We start from the raw sequence: 18,554 nt of genomic DNA on the forward strand, positions 1-18,554 counted from the left end.
CGGCTTGAATCGCAGGAAGTACAACGGGTTGATCATCGTTTCTTTCGTCTTGCTGCTCGTCTGGGCGCTGAGCGGAACTATACTGCTGAATCTCGAGACTACGGATTCGACGGTTGTTTCGGAGCCGGTTCGCAAAATCAAGGTACTGATCCGTACGGGGACCGAGTCTGCAGCTTTGCGACAGCTGCTGGCACCATTCGAACATGATACGGGGATCAGGGTCGAATTCATTGAGATCGGTCGCGACGGTTACTTTACGGCTGTAGGTACGCAACTGCTCGCTGGTTCGAACACGTTCGATATCGTCTTCGTCCCGAACACGTCTATCGCCCAGTTTGCTTCGGCGAAAGCGATCGCGCCTCTGGACGGTTATATAAGCAGTGAGCAATCATCCGATCCCGAAGGGTTCGATCTCGACGATTTTCTGACAGTGTATCGCTACAAAGGTTCGATTTATGCTTTGCCCACGGACATCAGTACGCATTTCCTGTACTACCGCAGCGATTTGATTCCGAATCCGCCCGATACCTGGGAAGAAGTGTACGAGATCGCAAAGAAATTCTCGCAATTTGGGAACCCGAAGTCCCCTACGATATGGGGGCTCGCGATGCCGGGCGTCGTTCCGGAAGAGCGGACGAAAATATTTGCCTCCTTGCTGTGGTCTTTCGGCGGAAACTTCCTGGAGGAGGATAGTGGCAAGGTGCTACTTGATTCGGAGGCATCGGTCCGTGCCGGGGACTATTTGCAGCGGCTTGTTCGGGATAAAATTGTGCCGGATAAGCTTCTGTCCTGGGATTTCGTGCGGACGAGGGACGCTCTCTTGTCCGGGGAGGTCGCTATGGCAGCACCGTATTGGAACTCGGCATATCCAACAATTAAACTAAACGCCGGCCCTTATGCGGGCTTCATTCGGATCGCGTTACTTCCGGGGAGGAAGGACAGCGACGGAACGGTTCAACGCGTTCCTTTCCAGCACGGCTGGACGCTGGCGATCAACGCAAACTCGGACAACAAGGAAGCGGCGTGGAAGTTTCTCGCATATGCCACCGGTAAACGTGGGGGAATGATCTACGCTGATGCCGGCGGTGTGCCGGCGAGGCGTTCGCTGCTCGGCGACCCGGCGTTCCGGGAGAAGCGCCCCGATTTTTCGCTAATTCTGGAAACGATGAAGATGGCCGAGAATGAGCCGTCGGTTACCTACTATCCGGCGATGGTGGATGCGGTGGAACGGGCTCTCGCCAAAGTCGTGACGTTGTATGAAGAACCGCAGGACGCATTCCGGGAGGCGTCCACCGATCTGCGCCGTTTGGCGGTGCGGGCGGCTCCGTGAAAGGAAGGGGATTAGGTTGGCTAAGGCGGAATACCGCGCGATGATTATCGATGATGAAGCCTGGATTCGGGAAGGACTATGCGAACACATCGAGTGGGAGAAGCTCGGCATCGAGCTCGTTAACGTTTTCGAGGACGGCGCCGAAGCGCTTGCCTATTTGGAGAAAGACCCGGTTGACATCGTCTTGTCCGATATACGCATGCCCAACATGACCGGGCTCGAACTGGTGGCCCGGCTTCGCGTCAGCGGCCGCGTAGAAGAGGGAGCCGACGCAGCCACGGTCAAAGACTTGTCTGGCATCAAGGTGATCTTCTTGAGCGGCTATGGTGATTTCCAATACGCGCAGGAAGCGCTGCGGCTGGGAGCGGTCGATTATTTGCTCAAGCCGACAGAGGTGGAGGAGATCGAAAACGCCTTGCTGAAGGCCAAAGCGCTTTGCGCTTCGGACAGAGTTTCTCCATCCAGAATGCCTAGCGCCATTGAGCCGTTGGAGGAACCGAGCTCTTATTTGATCAAGAAGGCTCTGAACTACATTCACGCGCATTTTGCCGAAGAGGTTCATTTGGCGGACATTGCGGGCGAGTTGTTCGTGACGCCGAACTATTTGAGTCGATTGTTTCGCCAGGAGACCGGACGATCGTTTGTCGAATGCTTGTCCCGGATACGCCTCGGTAAAGCCTGCAGCCTGCTCACGGAGGGCAAGCTGAAAATCTATCAAGTGGGAGAAGCGGTCGGTTATCCGAATCCGCGTTATTTCAGCGAGTGGTTCCAGAAAAATATGGGCATGTCGCCGGGAGATTTCCGGAAAACGCAAATATGAAAGCGGTTCAAAATTAGGCGAAAAAGCGGACGAAAAGATAGATTCGCCTCATTATGTCGATAATCCCGATCGAGTAGGATAAAGATGTTAAGCGATTACATCATTCATCGGATCGAAAGGGGTATTGACATGAAACAAAAAGCGGGCCTGGTTTTTACGACGGCAGCCGTCCTCGGCATGATGCTGACGGGGTGCAGCAGCAATTCGAACAACGGCGCTTCACCTTCCGCGGCTTCTCCAAGCACACCGCCAAGCACACAGCCGAGCGCAAGCGCATCCGCCACGCCCGGCGGCGGCAATCAACAGGTCGAAATTTTCAGCTGGTGGACCGGCGCCGGCGAGGAAGCGGGTCTGAAAGGACTCATCAAGGAATTTGAAGGCAAGTACGCCAACATCAAAGTCATCAATTCCGCCGTCTCCGGCGGCGCCGGCACGAACGCCAAGGCGGTGCTGGCAAGTCGGATGCAAGGCGGGGATCCGCCAGATGCCTTTCAGGTGCATGGCGGCGCTGAACTGAATACCGGCTGGGTGGCGGCAGACAAGGTCATCCCGCTGAACGATCTGTACGAGGCGGAAGGCTGGAAAACCAAATTTCCGCAAGATTTGATCGACCTCGTTAGCAAGGACGGCAACATCTACTCGGTACCGGTCAACATCCATCGCGGCAACGTGTTGTTCTACAACAAGAAGATTTTCGACAGCAACGGCCTGAAAGCCCCGACGACGTTTGACGAGTTCTTCGCGGTGGCCGACGCTTTGAAAGCCAAGGGCATCGTTCCGCTGGCCTTGGGCGATAAGGAGCCGTGGACGGCCACGATGCTGTTCGAGAACGTGCTGCTCGGCCAGCTCGGCACGGAAGATTACAAGAAATTGTGGACGGGCAAGCTGTCTTTCGACGACGCCAAGGTGAAGACTTCGCTGGAAACGTTCAAGAAGATGCTAACTTATATCAACACCGATCATGCCGCCCGCAACTGGCAGGACGCCGCGCAGCTGGTGGCAAACGGCGAAGCAGCGATGAACGTGATGGGCGATTGGGCGAAAGGCTACTTCACGACGGATCTGAAATTAACCGCGAACAAAGACTTCGGCTGGGCGGCGACGCCGAACTCGTCCGGTATGTTCATGGTCGTCACCGACACGTTCGCGATTCCGAAGGGCACCAAGCACAAAGAGGCAGCCAAAGAATGGTTGAAAGTGCTCGGTTCGGTAGAAGGGCAGGATGTGTTCAATCCGCTGAAGGGCTCCATTCCGGCTCGCATTGATGCAAATAAATCCAAGTATGACGTGTATGGGCAATCGACGATTGAAGATTTCAAGGCAAGCAAGCTGGCGCCGAGCATGGCTCACGGCTCCGCCGCTCCAGAAGGCTTCACGACGCAAGCGAACCAGGCCATCAACATTTTCGTCACCAACGGCGATGTGAATCAAGCGCTGAAAGCGCTGAAGCAAGCGCAAAGCTCGAGCATTAAGTAGAGAATAGCATTAAGGGTCAGACGCCGAATCGCGCGGCTGACCCTCCTTATTGGGAGTGATCGCTTATGATAGACACGGGTTCCGTAACGGCTCCAAGACGCCGTAACCGGACATTTGCCCGGATGGCGCCAATTCTGATGATCTTGCCGTCTTTTGTGGTCATCGGGATATTCGTTTACGGGTTCATCGCTTGGACAGGTTATGTATCCTTTACGGATTGGAATACGCTCGTGAAGTCGTCCAATTGGATCGGCTTTGACAATTACCGCTTTCTTTTTCAGGATTTTCGGTTTCAGTCCGATTTGCGCAATACGCTCTTTTTTACCGCGTTGTTCATTGGCTTGTCCATGATGGTCGGCCTATTCCTGGCCCGGATTGTCGATACGAAAGTCCGCGGGGAGGTTTTCTTCCGCAACGTATTCATCTTTCCGATGGCATTGTCCTTCATCGTTACCGGGGTCGTTTGGCAATGGATCCTATCGCCCAAAACCGGAGTGAATCTGATCCTGAAGAATATCGGTTTTACGCATGTGCCTGATTGGTTCGTCAGCACCCAGATCATACCGAAAGTTCATATCGGACAGATCGATTTCGGCATTCCGATGGCGATTATTGCCGTCGTGGTAGCCGCCGTATGGCAAATGACAGGTTTCGCCATGGCGATGTATTTGGCCGGATTACGGGCCATTCCCGAAGATCTGCGTGAAGCCGCACGCGTTGACGGTGCAGCCGAACGTCAAATCTTCCGCAAAGTCATCCTTCCGCAGCTGAAACCGATCTCTATGAGCCTGATCATCATTTTGGCGCATGTCTCGTTGAAAATATTCGATTTAATTTACGCGATGACGGGTCCCGGCGCCATGTTCGTGACGGATGTTCCCGGCATGTACATGTTCGAGACGACTTTCCGCGGGAATCATTACGCGCAAGGCGCAGGTATCGCGATGGTCATGCTGCTGCTCGTGTCTCTCGTCATCGTGCCCTATTTGATTTCCGCGTTCCGAAAGGAGAAGTCGTAGAATGGCGATGCCGCGCACGAAACGGCTTGTTCTGTATTTCACACTCGCTGTGCTTGCAGCCGTCTTCCTCGTCCCGATCTATGTTATGCTCGTCACGAGCGTCAAGAGCGTGGATGAAATTACGCTTGACCAGATGTGGAAGCTTCCCTCCCGTCTGAATTTCTCAGCCTATCACGAAGCTTACGACAAGCTGATTCCGAACCTGGCCAACAGCTTCTATCTGGCCATCCCGGCGACGCTGCTGTCTTCGCTGCTGGGTTCCATGAACGGTTATGTGCTGTCCAAATGGAAATTCCGGGGCTCTGATACGTTGTTTGCGTTGATGCTGTTCGGGATGTTCATCCCGTACCAGAGCATTCTCATTCCGTTGATTCAATTTTTGCAGCAGGTGCAGCTCTATAACTCGATCCCCGGCCTCATCTTGATTCACGTCATCTATGGTTTGCCTATATGCACCCTGATGTTCCGCAATTTCTACGCCGGTATACCGAACGAACTGCTGGAGGCAGCGCAAATCGATGGCAACGGCTTCATGGGGATTTACAGAAGGGTCATTTTCCCGCTGTCGATCACCGGATTCGTTGTCGTCGGCATTTGGCAGTTTACGAGCGTATGGAACGAATTCCTGTTCGCCGTATCACTGACTTCGCAGAAACATCAGCCGATTATGGTCGCGCTGCAGAATCTGTCCGGAAGCCAGATCGTGCAATGGAACGTGCAGATGGCGGGAGCGCTGTTGGCTGCACTGCCTACACTCGCTGTATATATTTTCTTAGGAAAGTTCTTCATACGCGGATTGCTCTCGGGATCAATTAAAGGATAACCGCTCCAAGCTGTCATTCGTTTATGAAATAGGCCCGGCCAGCAGTGGCTGGGCCTCAAATTCCTACTGTAAGAAAGCGGTTGCAATGCTTGATTACGCCGGCAGCAGCAAAATATGTGATGAAGGAGAGTCGTTATGAAGCAAAAACGACTAGTGAGCATGGTTTTAGCGTTTGTCATGATGCTGACCATGGTTTTGAACAGTGTGCCTGTTTCCGCACAAGGGCAAACAGTCGATGAATTTGATAAACTGCGGGACAAATGGCAGTATTTGGCTATGGGCGGTAATTATGATCCTAAGGACCCGAATATGCAAGGGTTGCTGCAAGCTATCAATAATGTGGCGCAGGATCTTCTTGACAGGATCAATCCTACCCCTACACCGGATTGGGGCGACAATGATTACCTTTGGAAGGAATATATGCTTGGAAATCGCGGTTCTGCCTATAGTGACTCAAATAATACCCAGTTCACGATCCGAAGCCTTAAGTTCATGGCACTGGCCCTTCAGACGAAAGGCTGTGAACTTTATCAGAATGAAAGATTAAAAAATGAGATACTCCGTGGAATGGATTATATTTATAAAAATCATTTTAAGGTCGGAGTAGAAACGAATTCCTATGGAAATTGGTTTACTTGGGAAATTGGGGGGCCGATTTATCTTAGCGAGACCGTTCTGCTTATGTATGATTATCTGACAGCAGAACAGATCCAGGCGTATACATCAACTGCTTATCGGGGAGCGACAAAAGTCGGGGGAGACGCCTATATGTATGTTGGTGCAAATGCTTTGTGGAGAGATCGTGTCCGCATGTATTCGGGCATTCTTCTTAAAGATAGTACAATCCTTGCCTATGTAAAAAATGATGTTCCTTCCTTTATGGGATATGTTAAAAGCGGCGATGGCTACTATGAAGACGGTACGTTTATGCAGCACGGAAATGTTGTTTATAATGGCGGCTATGGGAAAGAAGCATTTTCCGATGTGAGTCACTTTATTTATATGCTTGATGACTCTCCCTGGAAGATTACCGGCCCCGAAAGAGATAATATGAGTACCATCGTGGAAAAAAGTTATGTGCCTTTTATGTATAAAGGTGTCTTCATGGATATGGTAAGGGGACGTGAAATTACCCGTAAAGATACGACCGATGCCTATGCTGGCATTACCATTAGTCTCGATGTTCTACTGTTCTCTGAGTCGGTATCTGAGGAAGCGGGCAAGAGATTTAAAGGCATGATTAAGGAATGGATGAATAATGAAAATGCCATACGTACTTTAAATGAGGGTGCCGGTGTTGCATGGTATATGTTCCCCGTATATAATCTCTCCAAAACTTTGGAAATCCTTAAGGATGATTCAATCAAGCCGGTTTCAAATACGGGAAAAAGCTATACCTTTGGTAAAGGTGTAAGAACCGTTCATACGACAGACAAATTCTCTTTTGGTCTTTCCATGTATAGCAAAGATATCACAACCTTTGAGCAAGGGGATAGTAATACAAAAGGCTGGTATACGGGTCTTGGACAGACTTATGTGTATACACCTGATATTGGACAGTATACCTATCAAAAGCCAACCGTTGACTGGTATCGGCTTGCTGGTGTAACTGCCGTTAATGGCATCACGGTCGGCAGTCATAAAAATGCAAACTCCTTTGCTGGAAGCACCACGCTTAATGGTTCTTACAGTGCTGCCGGCCTGGAGATTTCATCCGGCAGCACAAAAGTGAGCGCAAAAAAATCGTGGTTTATGTTTGATAACGAGGTTGTAGCTTTAGGATCGGGTATTACTTCTACACATAATAACCATGTTGAAACTACGATTGACAACCATTATATTACAGGTGACAATGCTCTAATTATCAATGGGGAGAAACAGTCGAACACGCTTGGCTGGAACGGCGAAATCGATAATGCCAGGTGGGCGCTAATCGAAGGAAATGTTAAAGGCTCGAATATTGGCGTTTATTTTCCGAAAGAAACCAAGATCGGCGCAGTCCGTGAAACCCGTAAAGGGAAATGGACGGATTTGGGCTCTTATAATGTAGATGAAGATGTGCAATCAGCCAATTACCTTACGATGTGGATTGATCATGGCTCAAAGCCGGTGAATGAAAGCTATGCATACGTCCTATTGCCTGAAATGACCGAAGAGCAGGTTGAAAACTATGCAGACTCCAGCGATATTGAAATCATTCGCCAGGATAATAATGTACACGCCGTATATGAGAAAACGCTCCATACGCTGGGCGTGAACTTCTGGCAGGATGGTAATCAATCCATTGATGCAATGGGTGTAAAAGACTATGTTACTGTTGATAAAGCTGCTTCTATGATGATAAAAGAAGATGATCATAAGCTTAGCTTTGCTCTTTCAGATACGACAAAGAGAAATTCGGGCACAATTACGGTGGATATTAACCGGGCAGCTGTCGGGGTTATTTCTAAAGATAGCCGGATTAAAGTTATTCAAACTTCTCCGTCAATCAGGTTTGAGCTGGATGTCGATCAATCTTTCGGGAATCCGATCGAGGCTGAGTTTTCCTTCCAACCACTTGAGGCGCCAGGAGAAACATCTATTACAAATATGGCGTTAAACGATGTCACATTGAGTCTTGAATTTGCAAAAGCTGCGCGAGCAACAGGCTATAAGCTGCTTTACGGTACGGAAAGTGGAAATTATACGGAATCGCTCGTTATTTCCGGAAATACAGCGCAAATCAAAGGATTACATGCAAATACGAGTTATTATTTTGCAGTGAAAGCAATGAATGAATCAGGGGAAGGCAGTCTATCGCCTGAAGTTTCCTATCGTATCGGCAATACGCGTACTTTGATCGAAGAATTCGAGGATTTATCCAAGACGGTCAGTTATTCCGGTGGATGGGCCTTCGACGCTTCCAATGCGAATACTTATTATGATGGGGATTCTACCCGTCTTAAGAGAAATGATGCTGATAAAACGAATCCAAGACGAGAGGAATATGTAACCTACTATGCGCCAACACCAAAAGACTTTGAACTGACGACCTATGACTATGGTTTAGCTAATGCAGGGGATAATACCATCCTTCAATTTTTTGGTTCAGCAGATAATGAGAACTGGATTCCTATTCCGGCAACAAAAAACGGAACCGTAGTAAAAGATAAGTGGAGTAAAGTTGTATATACCAATTCAGCGGAATTAGATCGCTCCATAAGATTTATTAAAATTTCGGTTTCCAATAATACAAAAATATGGGCACCACAGCTTTCAAAACTGGTCATCAATTATGCTTGGACTTCTGACCGTTTTGTCATGGATACGATGCTGGATGATTCCAGAACCTATGAGGTAAAAGGCGATGCCGCCTATATGAAGGGAGATGGTGTTAAGTTCGGGGGCGATAAGGATCTTCTGATAAAAAGCGGCTCTGAAAATGCAACGATGCTTTATAGTTATACCAATATACGAAATGCCAATCTTACTGCTTTTATCGCCAAAGCAAATGGCGGTGCCGTTTCGATGATGTCGTCCAAGGACGGGAAAAGCTATAGGCCTGTTGCTTCCAGTCAAGAGATTGCCGGACTTGATTATGGGAACTACAATAAAGTGGTTTACAACATTCCTGAATTAGAGGATGGCACGAACTACCTACTGCTTACAATAAGCGGTGGAGGCGATTCAATTGCTATTGCCGACCTACACTTATCCTATGTCCATGAAATTGCACCTCTACAAAAGATCCGCTTTAAGGATAAGCAGCTTGAAGCCGTTATGAAATATAATTTAGTCCCGACCGTCAAATTGGCACCGATGAATGCGACCGGTGAAATCAACTATACGATTTCAGATAAGGATATTGCTACTGTGAATTCTTCAACAGGGGCATTGCAGGCTGGAGCACTCGGATCAGCGGTTCTAACAGCGAAAGTTCTTGGAACGAAGGAAGATGTAAGTGCAAATATTAATGTCCGAACTTCAGAAAACCTTGCACTTAACGCAAATACTTCCGCAAGTTCTGTGAGTGGTACTTACACTGCTAATAAAGCAACAGATGGCGACTATCTTTCGCGTTGGGAATCCAGTGTAGGGAATGTTCAATGGCTGCAGGTCGATTTAGGATCACCAAAGGGGTTTGGAGCAATTGAGCTGAACTGGCAGCAATATGCAACCAACTATGTGGTTCAGGGTTCCCTGAATGGTAGCACTTGGGTTAATCTGTATACGGAGGCGGACGGTAAAGGTGGTAATGTCTGGATTGCATTTGATGAGATACAAAAATATCGATATGTTAGATTAAGTGGTACACAAGCACCTGCTGCCTATTCACTTTATGAGTTCCGTGTTCTCTCGTTCAAAGCACAAAGCGGACAAGATGGAGTTGATCTTCGAAATCTTGCACCTGGAAAAACCGCAACAACAAGTGGCAATGACACCACGAATAGTGAACCGAAAGCTGCTATAGATGGAGATCCATCAACGCGTTGGGCATCTGCCAGATCAGACAACAATTGGTATACCATTGACTTGGGTGCTCAAAGCAATATTTATCAGATTAATTTGCTTTGGGAAGCAGCCTACGGTAAAGAGTATAACATTCAGGTGTACAATGACAGCGATTCGGTAACGAATGTCGTCTATGAAAAAAGCGGTGCTGCCGGATGGAAGAGGTATGTACTTGATGAGCCGATACAGGGAAGATACATTCGTATGCAAGGTATTAAGCGCGGTACCACGTATGGCTATTCTTTATATGAATTTGAGGTCATTGGAAGTTTGGCAGAAACAACGGTTAATTCCATTCAGTTTGCTTCTGAGAAATTTACTGTTTTACGAAACCATAAGAAAACAGCTGCTATTCTTACAGATCCACCTTATATAAATGAAGGAAGCGTTGCATTTGTCAGCCTAAACCCTGAAGTAGCAACAGTATCCAATAAAGGTGTTGTTACGGGTATAACAACAGGTTCGGCAATCATTAAGGCTTATTCTACGGTTTCTGATGCTGTTTATGCGAGTAGTGAAGTAACGGTAACCGATTATAGCGGTGCTCCCGTACCCGTTTCCAGTCTTGAGGTGCGAGGTGGTGTAGCGATCATCGAGAAAGGGACAACTGCCCAGTTTGATGCTTCAGTTACTCCTGATAATGCATCAATTAAGAACATTCGCTGGACTTCCAGTGATGAACGTGTGCTTCTCGTAACGAACGAAGGTTTAATAAAAGCAATTAGCTTAGGGAACGTGGTTGTAAGAGCGACCAGTGTCGCTAATCCGCAGTATATGTTTGAACAGGAAATAAGAGTTGTTGATGCAGAAGTGGAAACCGTAAAGGCATTGATTCGTGCAATCGGTATGGTTACCTTGAACAGCAGGGAAGATATCGATGCTGCGCGGCAAGCGTATAATGAACTGTCGGATGATCAGAAAGCATTAGTGGATAACTATGAAGAGCTGGCCGCTGCAGAAAGACAGTATGAGGAACTGGTGGAGGCAGCGAAGAAAGTAAATGGAGTAACACTTGACAAGAACACAATGGATTTGACGGAAAGAAGCAGCGGACAGCTGACAGCTGCCATAACACCATCCAGTGCAGTAAACAAGAATGTAACATGGTCGAGCAGTAATTCCAGTGTTGCAACAGTCGACAGTAATGGTAGGGTAACCGCTGTGGCAGCAGGAACAGCGATAATTACGGTAACAACGGAAGATGGCAGTAAGACCGCAACATGTTTGGTAACCGTCAGAAGAAGCGGACCAAGTGATGGTGGAAGCGAATCTAGTGGAGGCGATTCATCCGGAACACCGGGAACAATACCGCCAGTAACCCCACCGCCAAGTACGCCGATAGAAAATGCTCCGGGTACCATTCAGGCATCTGCACCTGTAGTGAATGATGCAGGCGTAGCTTCAACTACCATTGATGCAGATGCATTGGCCAAAGTTCTCAAAGCATCGGATACCGCAAAAATCCATGTACCGAAGGCTGAGGGAGCCCGTGCCTATGAAGCGGTCTTCACGGTACCAGCTCTGATGTCAGAACATGCATCAAAGAAGGTCGAACTAGCAACGGAACTCGGTAAGGTATCCATACCTGGAAACATGCTCACACCAATCGATGTAAAAGAGGCACAACGTATAAGCTTCACCCTAGCAAAAGCAGATACAAACGAAGTGATTGATCCGGCAGTAAAGTCACAAATAGGTATGAGACCTGCCGTAGAACTCCATGTAAGTATAAACGGCAGCAGGATATCATGGAGCAATCCTGAAGCGCCTGTTACCGTGAAAATACCGTATACGCCTACAGCAGCTGAGCTTGCTGATCCAGAACGTATCGTCGTATGGTACATGGATGAAGCAGGCAAGACAGTGGCGGTACCAACAGGCAAATATGATTCCAGAACGGGTGAGGTAACCTTTCAAACAACACACTTCGGCAATTTTGCAGTGGCCTATGTGAAGAAGAGCTTTGGAGACATTGGCGAATATTCATGGGCAAGTAGGGCCATCGAAGTTTTGGCATCTAAAGGTGTTATTAACGGTACTTCAGAAGCAACCTTCGATCCTTCTGTCGATGTCAAGCGGGCAGACTTCATACTCATGCTTGTTAAGGCTCTTGGGTTATCTGCAAAAACAGAAGGCAACTTTACAGATGTAAGCTCAAGTGCCTATTATGCAGAAGCGCTGGCAACAGCTAAAGCTCTTGGAATTACGGATGGGGTTGGTAACAATAATTTCAATCCAGATGCCAAGATATCAAGGGAAGACATGATTGTTCTTGCAGCAAGAGCTATGGATAAGGCTGGAAGACAATTGGCAAACGCCTCCGAATCTGAACTGAAAGGCTATTCGGATTCGGCACAAATAAGCAGTTACGCATTAAATGATGTTGCAGCTTTGACTAAAGCTGGGATTATAGAAGGCAGCGGCAATTCAATAAATCCGAAGGCAACAGCAACAAGGGCTGAAACAGCAGTTATCATTTACAACTTGTATAACAGGTAGTCTAGCAAACGGGGTTTTCCTTTTATTTGGGAAACCCCGTTTGGTTATGCCGATTATACATTCGGCAAGGGGCTATAGGAGTTGGCCGCGGCAGCATGGACCTCAACCAGCTATATCTCAGGTCGATGAGAGGCGGCCATGGCCTCAACTCCAGCTAAAATGAGCTCGGCACCGAATGCGAAGTGTCGGTCCGGGTCGACACAGACCGCAATATCCGGGGCTGCTTCGACGAGCCTCGGATACTCCTCTTGGGGCAATCCCCGCCTTATGGTCTTCCATGGGGCATGCCCAATGTGCCGCGCGATGCCTTTTTCGCTATGGGCAATATGGGGCAGCATGTGGTCATCGTGCCTTCTGAGCACCTGGTCGTCGTTCGATTGGGCATGTCCCACCATCCAGACGGTCTGATCATGGGGGCTGATCGGCTGATTGCAGATATCATCGCGGCGCTTGCACATTAGACAGCACGGTGAACCCTACCAGAAGTGACAGCAAAAAACCAACGGATAACAAGTGAAGAGTGCGCGTCAATTTGCGGAATAGAGATATTTCGAGCCTTGGCGGATATCAGAAATAATAGGCACGTCATGCTTTACTTGGAGGGCTCAGCCGTCAGCAGCTGAGCCCAGTCTAAGAGTTCTTTTAGATTGTACCCTTATTTTGAAGGCTGCATGGCGTCGATCAGTTCATTCAATTCGGACTCTACTTGCAGCTGGAGTTCATCGACAATCGAGAAATTTGTGGCCGCAACATAGTAGGCCTTAATTTGAGAATCGATGGCCTCGGCTTCGGCCAAAAAGGAGGTGGCCTCCTTCATTTTTGCCGAATAGCGCTCTTTAATAGCGGTGATTTGGGCTGAATAGGCCTGATCTGTGCCAGGATCCATCGTAAGCGAATACATATCCAAGACTTCATCCCCATCCCGATCAGGAAAGTATTCATGTGGGGCGGTACTATCGAAGATCGCTGTTCGGAGCGTCGGGAAAATCAACATATCCAGGCTGTTGGGATCAAAGCCGCAATGAAATACTTGAACTTCGACTCCTTTATTTTCAGCAGCAGCGGCAAGTTTTTTTAGCAGTGTTGATTTTCCGGATCCTGGCCTTCCTTTGATGAAAATCCGTCGCTCCAGCCGAGAGGTCAAGCTTTGAATAAAGTCGAATGCTCCCTTCGGCGTCGCAGCTCCGAAAAACAAGTGGCGCCCAACGGTTGGTGAATGACTTTCATGACCAGCAAATAATTCTTGAATCAAATTCTGTGCAATCTGGTCAGCTTTCATGAAATCCATGCTTTCGATATAATATTTCTCCCATTCGTCATGAATCCGCAATGCGGTTAAGAATGTTTCATATGCTTTTGAATAAGCGCGATCAAGCTTACCTCTAAGATCCTCAATCGTCCGGAGTCCCGGTGAAAGAAGACTTTTATCAAGCGCTTCCCCGAATTCGATAAAGACGATTTCGCCGGCCTGGTTCTCCGAAATTTCCCCGCAGGCTCGCCCATCGACAATACCAACCTTCAAATCCGTCAGAATGATGCCATCCAGTTCGTCGGGACGGAGGGGGGAGTGGAAGCATTGTACGTGCTGGCCTTTATCCAGCAAGCTATCCGCCAAGCCGCGAATGGCCGTCGATTTTCCCGTACCCTGTGGACCCGTAAGGACGAATATCTTGTTCAGCCCATCGAAGGCCGATTTGTACAAGAAATGAGCTCCGTGCGCAGTGTTGCCGCGGGCAAAGTAGTGAGATGATTTTTCCATCAATCTGAAACACTCCTTTTTTGCCTATTTCGATTCGCAAAGTTTTCAGGATCAGGGGAATCGAATAAGCATGCGTGGGATAAGTGCCTATGCATTTGTATATTCCGCTTTGTAAAAAGTGGTGTTTGTTCTATTTCAATGGGGATGCCTTTTTATTGTTTTATGTATAATAAAATTGACTTAATGTAAAGTTTGTTATACATTATGTTTAGTATAGTTTACTTCACTAAAGGCGGTGTCATACATGACTTATCAAGAAAAGAAGAGCATTGTATCGCTAATCAGCAGCATACTCATTTTTACAGTGTACTGCCTGTACAAGTACCCAGAGTATCCCGAAGAAGTGCTGGATTCAACCGTAACCTTCCATTACTGGGGCTCCTTCGTTCTTGTATTGACCTTGGTTTCCATTGCAGCACATATCGTGATCAGCATTATTTTTAACATCGTCTTCCGAATGACGACGGGTGAAAAGGAGCCTACATTCGCGGATGAACTGGATAAGCGCATCGACTTGTTGGCTTTTCGGAATTCATTTGCTATGTTTGTCATTGGTTTCCTTCTGGCTATGGGCTCATTGGTTATAGACCAGCCCTTGAAGGTGATGTTCATCGTCCTCATCGTCTCTGGATTTCTTTCAGACGTAACCGGTTCAGTATCGAGACTGTATCACTACAGGAGAGGAGTCTAAAATGGGTAAAGTTCTTGTTGGCAATCACATCAGAAAATTACGATTCAATCATCATGAAATGACCCAGCAGCAGTTAGCCGACAAGGTAGGTGTAACCAGACAAACGATCGTGGCGCTTGAAAAAGGAAACTACTCCCCGTCACTGGAATTAGCTTTTCGTATTGCCCACGCCTTTAACTTGCCATTGGAAGAGGTATTCTTTTACGGAGAAAACGCAGAGGAGAGATGAGGAAATGGATTTTTCATCGAAGACAGCGTCAAGAATCGTAGGTGTTCTGTTTATTGTTGCTGCCATTACAGCTATAGTAGGTGTTATTTTATATAAACCGATTCTGAACGATTCGAACTACCTGATTCAAGGCTCCGCACATGCTAACCAGATCGTTCTGGGAGTGTTTATGGAGTTAATTCTTGTCGTTTCAGCGGTCGGTACTGCAACTGTGATGTTCCCATTCTTGAAGAAATATAATAGAACGATTGCTATTTGGCATGTTTGCTTCCGGTTTTTAGAGGCTGTTATGATTACGGTGGGGGTTGTCAGCGTACTGTCCCTGTTAGCCTTAAGCCAGGATTATGTAGCAGCGGGTGCCCCGGATATCGCTTCGTATCAAGTTTCAGGTACATTGCTGAAGGCAGTGCATGACTACACATTTTTGCTTGGTCCTAACTTTTTTCTAGGAATTAATACGATGATGTATAGTTATATCTTTTATAAGTCAGGGCTTGTACCCAGGTTCATCCCCATATTGGGCTTGACAGGGTCAACATTGATTCTTCTTGCTGCTATATTGGAAATGTTTGGGGTCATTAATCAAGTCTCTGCTTGGGGGGCGATCTTGGCGCTTCCGATATTCGTCAATGAAATGACTCTTGCGGTGTGGCTCATCACGAAAGGGTTTAATGGATCTGCAGACAGACGGTGTGACTGACAAGCGAAGGTCATATGGTGTTGAACCGTACACAAATAGTGGTAAAGCGGAGAGTGGAGTTGGTAGTATCCTTACATAACGTAGCATATATGCGAACAGTTCCACTGGGGGGTCTTTCATCACCACCGCGATATATGGGTTAAGCAACTACGCTGCACTAATAACGCAGCCCCCGCCTGAAACTCAGGCGGGTGACAGTAGTACCGCAACCGATTTCTTTCTTTGTCTCCAGTCAATTCGTTGAAAATGGCATCTGCGAAGGCATCCAACGGTTCTCCTTGCGGATGTAATCCGGTTCCCCCAAAAATCCGTAATTCGCTATCAGTAGTCGGCCAAGCCGAGGTAGTGCAGCGAGAATAGGTTTTCGAAGCCGAATGAGGACCATACGTATTCAAATCCGTACAAGAATCGTGGGGTATTCTTATTGGCCTCGGTCAGAGTTGCGTAGGCGGCATTCGCCTCGAAGAAACTTTGCAAACGAGTCTTTCCGCTATCGATCGCCTCATAGTACTTGTAGACGAAAAAGAACGGATTGTCCCATTCCAGATGCTCTTTGTCTACAGGAAGATAGTCGTACCAGTCGTTCCCGGTCTCTCCCTCCGGTGTGGGGATCGGCAGCCACAGGTAATTATTTACTCCCCTATTGGCCGCGGGGATGGTATGGGCGATGGGGTTGATCATTTTGCCCTGAACCAGGCCGTCGTGGACGACGTTGTCTATGCCCAGGCCTTTGGCGGCGTCGAATCCCCAAAAGAAAGCTGTATAATAGTTGGAGTTTAGGCTAGCCGCGCTTTTGTGGTCGAAGTAGTACTCCTTACTATCTTTTTTCATTGATGCTCCATCGCTGTCACCCCGGCTGCCCATGACAAGGTCCATTATTCCGGTTTTATTCTCCTGCATCAAGTTCTCGGCCAACTCCTTATAGTAGATACGTTGGTCGATATTCTTGAAAAGGCCAAATTCCTTATCCTCTTTCAGACGTTTTATGAAAAATGCGATGTCGTCCTGAGCCGTGTCTAATCCTTTTTGAAACTCGACAGGGGCCGATATGGCGACCGTCGGAACAGATTTCCCTTCGGTCTGCTTACGGTAGGTGTCATAGTTATCTATGTACTTGGCGATTTCGCCTTCCGTCAGGGGCAGGCGAGAGACGGGCCATTCCGGAATTACGCTGATTGGAAGACTCTCCTGCACGATGTTGTAGACAGAGATGTCATTCAGGTACTTGCTGTCGTTCTTGAAGGTGGAGTAAAGAAAGTCAGACACCGACTTATTGGTCTTGTCCTCCTCGATGCCGTTCCATTCGAAATTGCCCTTCGAAGGCTTCATCTTATGCGTGTAGGTGAACGAAGGCACGTCTTCAGCGGTTCCGAAAATTTGGATTCCGGCGACTTTCCCGCCGAGCTTTTTCTGCTCGTTTTTCAGAGCATCGTACAATTGAGGCGCGGTCTTGAACTGCGCCGTGTCTAGTAAAATATTAAGGGTGCTTCTGAACTTGTTCACAAACAACTTGATCGAGGCCAAGTCCTGGTCATTCACCTTATGGCTGTTGTAGAGAAAGTAGTAGCGGTCTTCTGGTGCAGCAACGCCTGTACTAATAATGACTTGTTTGTTGGTGTCATCCCATTTTACGTCGGCACCGAAGCTTTCTGCGACAAATCGCGCCGGGACGAAGGTTCTTCCTTCAATTTGGGTTGCGGCCACATCGAGCGTGACGGTTTTGTCGCCAACCGTTGCCTCTGTAGCATTCAGTCGCAGCGTGACGATAATGCTTTCTTTTTGGCCAGTAATCGTCTGGGTCGAACCTTCCCAACCGACCTCTGCACCCAGACTCTCAAAGATGGCACGAAGTGGAACCATAACTCGACCGTCAATTTTTTGTGGAGAGACGTCAAAGTAGATGGGGCGGGAATTAATCGTCACAGTGATCTCAGAGTTGCCCTCGCCATCAGCGATGGCAAAGCTGTCGAATGGAAGCAGCGTACAAATCAGAAAGAATAGGAACAGAGAAATCCATCGAAACCGTTTCACGTGGGTCTTACCTCCTAAAATGTTGTAACACCCATTTTTTCATACTTCCAAATTGTGGTCAATCCTTACTCTAAGAAGGGCCTAAATCCTTATCGTCCGCCGGCAGCTGATCCGCGAATCATGCTGATCAGTGCACTTAGGTCATCCTCCACCGAAAACTCGCGGATGATCGTTGTCGGCAGCCCATTCTCTATGCGCCAAACGAAGTTGTACAATGCGGGCTTTCCTTCCTTTACTCGACGTAGAACAACCGATCCGTGATCGTCATACACGGTCGTGGTCACGTACTGCACATCTTCAGTCGTTCCGAGCGTCGCCCCGCCCCCATCCTTCAAGCGGCGGAAAGTCAGCATGAATTGTTCCTTCGTAATCGAGACGGTTTGCCCAACCTTGTCAGTCCGAATGTTGACGAAATCAGGTGCATAGATCGCATTCAGCCTATCCAAATCCAACAAAGTCCCCGCTTGAAAATACCCATCCATTGCTTCGATTAACGATTTGTTCTCCAAGGTATCCATATACATCTATCTCTCCTTGAGTTCGATTAATAACAGCTTAGTGCATGTTTATGAACGGAATATAAACGGGAATTCGGCGATACACCTCCGGAAAATAATCCCCCACGAGCAGCTCGCCCGGCTTTACGTTGACGTAGGAGAACATTCTCCCGGAATTTCAAAGAGGAG

Annotated in this window: 14 protein-coding genes; 10 read left to right on the forward strand and 4 right to left on the reverse strand. The window is 47.9% G+C overall.

Translation table 11 applies throughout. The annotated features are described in order from the left end of the window. The first annotated feature begins 4 nt into the window (after positions 1-4). The 6 genes from ABE504_RS26825 to ABE504_RS26850 all read left to right on the forward strand — a co-directional run bounded on the left by ABE504_RS26825 (position 5) and on the right by ABE504_RS26850 (position 12,458). Positions 5-1,330, forward strand: a complete 1,326-nt coding sequence (locus tag ABE504_RS26825) for an ABC transporter substrate-binding protein (protein WP_430094790.1) — start codon at positions 5-7, stop codon at positions 1,328-1,330. Positions 1,331-1,346: 16 nt separating this feature from the next. Next, on the forward strand, positions 1,347-2,150 hold the full coding sequence (locus ABE504_RS26830; protein ID WP_430094792.1) for a response regulator transcription factor: 804 nt from the start codon (positions 1,347-1,349) through the stop codon (positions 2,148-2,150). A gap of 129 nt (positions 2,151-2,279) precedes the next feature. Beyond that, positions 2,280-3,626, forward strand: coding sequence for an ABC transporter substrate-binding protein (locus ABE504_RS26835; RefSeq protein ID WP_430094794.1), 1,347 nt, complete (start codon positions 2,280-2,282; stop codon positions 3,624-3,626). 65 nt (positions 3,627-3,691) lie between these two features. Further along, entirely contained in the window at positions 3,692-4,645 is a 954-nt protein-coding gene (locus ABE504_RS26840) for a carbohydrate ABC transporter permease (protein ID WP_430094796.1), read from the forward strand. A gap of 1 nt (position 4,646) precedes the next feature. Then, positions 4,647-5,468, forward strand: a complete 822-nt coding sequence (locus tag ABE504_RS26845; protein WP_430094798.1) for a carbohydrate ABC transporter permease — start codon at positions 4,647-4,649, stop codon at positions 5,466-5,468. A 135-nt stretch (positions 5,469-5,603) separates the two neighbouring features. Continuing rightward, positions 5,604-12,458: a polysaccharide lyase family 8 super-sandwich domain-containing protein gene (locus ABE504_RS26850; RefSeq protein WP_430094800.1), complete on the forward strand. Its 6,855-nt coding sequence runs from the start codon at positions 5,604-5,606 to the stop codon at positions 12,456-12,458. A 110-nt stretch (positions 12,459-12,568) separates the two neighbouring features. Here ABE504_RS26850 and ABE504_RS26855 read toward each other — a convergent pair whose 3' ends face one another. Continuing rightward, complete coding sequence (locus tag ABE504_RS26855) at positions 12,569-12,796, reverse strand: TetR/AcrR family transcriptional regulator C-terminal domain-containing protein (RefSeq protein WP_430094802.1); 228 nt, start codon at positions 12,794-12,796, stop codon at positions 12,569-12,571. Here ABE504_RS26855 and ABE504_RS26860 point away from each other — a divergent pair. Beyond that, positions 12,707-12,919: a hypothetical protein gene (locus ABE504_RS26860; RefSeq protein ID WP_430095100.1), complete on the forward strand. Its 213-nt coding sequence runs from the start codon at positions 12,707-12,709 to the stop codon at positions 12,917-12,919. The two genes, ABE504_RS26855 and ABE504_RS26860, sit on opposite strands and share 90 nt — an antisense overlap. Positions 12,920-13,113: 194 nt before the next feature. Here ABE504_RS26860 and ABE504_RS26865 read toward each other — a convergent pair whose 3' ends face one another. Next, positions 13,114-14,217 carry a PRK06851 family protein gene (locus ABE504_RS26865; protein ID WP_430094804.1) on the reverse strand — a complete coding sequence of 368 codons (1,104 nt, stop codon included), beginning with the start codon at positions 14,215-14,217 and terminating at the stop codon, positions 13,114-13,116. Positions 14,218-14,461: 244 nt separating this feature from the next. On the opposite strand from ABE504_RS26865, the gene ABE504_RS26870 reads away from it, so the two are divergent. Genes ABE504_RS26870 through ABE504_RS26880 form a run of 3 tightly spaced genes read left to right on the forward strand, consistent with a single transcriptional unit; the run spans position 14,462 to position 15,837 of the window. Beyond that, complete coding sequence (locus ABE504_RS26870; protein ID WP_430094806.1) at positions 14,462-14,908, forward strand: hypothetical protein; 447 nt, start codon at positions 14,462-14,464, stop codon at positions 14,906-14,908. 1 nt (position 14,909) lies between these two features. Further along, entirely contained in the window at positions 14,910-15,137 is a 228-nt protein-coding gene (locus tag ABE504_RS26875; RefSeq protein ID WP_430094808.1) for a helix-turn-helix transcriptional regulator, read from the forward strand. 4 nt (positions 15,138-15,141) lie between these two features. Continuing rightward, positions 15,142-15,837 (forward strand): DUF4386 domain-containing protein, encoded by a 696-nt coding sequence (locus ABE504_RS26880; RefSeq protein ID WP_430094810.1) that lies wholly within the window; start codon positions 15,142-15,144, stop codon positions 15,835-15,837. A 321-nt stretch (positions 15,838-16,158) separates the two neighbouring features. Here ABE504_RS26880 and ABE504_RS26885 read toward each other — a convergent pair whose 3' ends face one another. Next, a complete protein-coding gene (locus tag ABE504_RS26885) occupies positions 16,159-17,868 on the reverse strand; it encodes a copper amine oxidase N-terminal domain-containing protein (protein WP_430094812.1) in 1,710 nt (569 codons plus the stop codon). A gap of 89 nt (positions 17,869-17,957) precedes the next feature. Next, positions 17,958-18,386, reverse strand: coding sequence for a hypothetical protein (locus tag ABE504_RS26890; protein ID WP_430094814.1), 429 nt, complete (start codon positions 18,384-18,386; stop codon positions 17,958-17,960). Positions 18,387-18,554 lie beyond the last annotated feature (168 nt).

The organism is Paenibacillus oryzisoli (assembly GCF_050467285.1).
GTDB lineage: Bacteria > Bacillota > Bacilli > Paenibacillales > NBRC-103111 > Paenibacillus_E > Paenibacillus_E oryzisoli_A.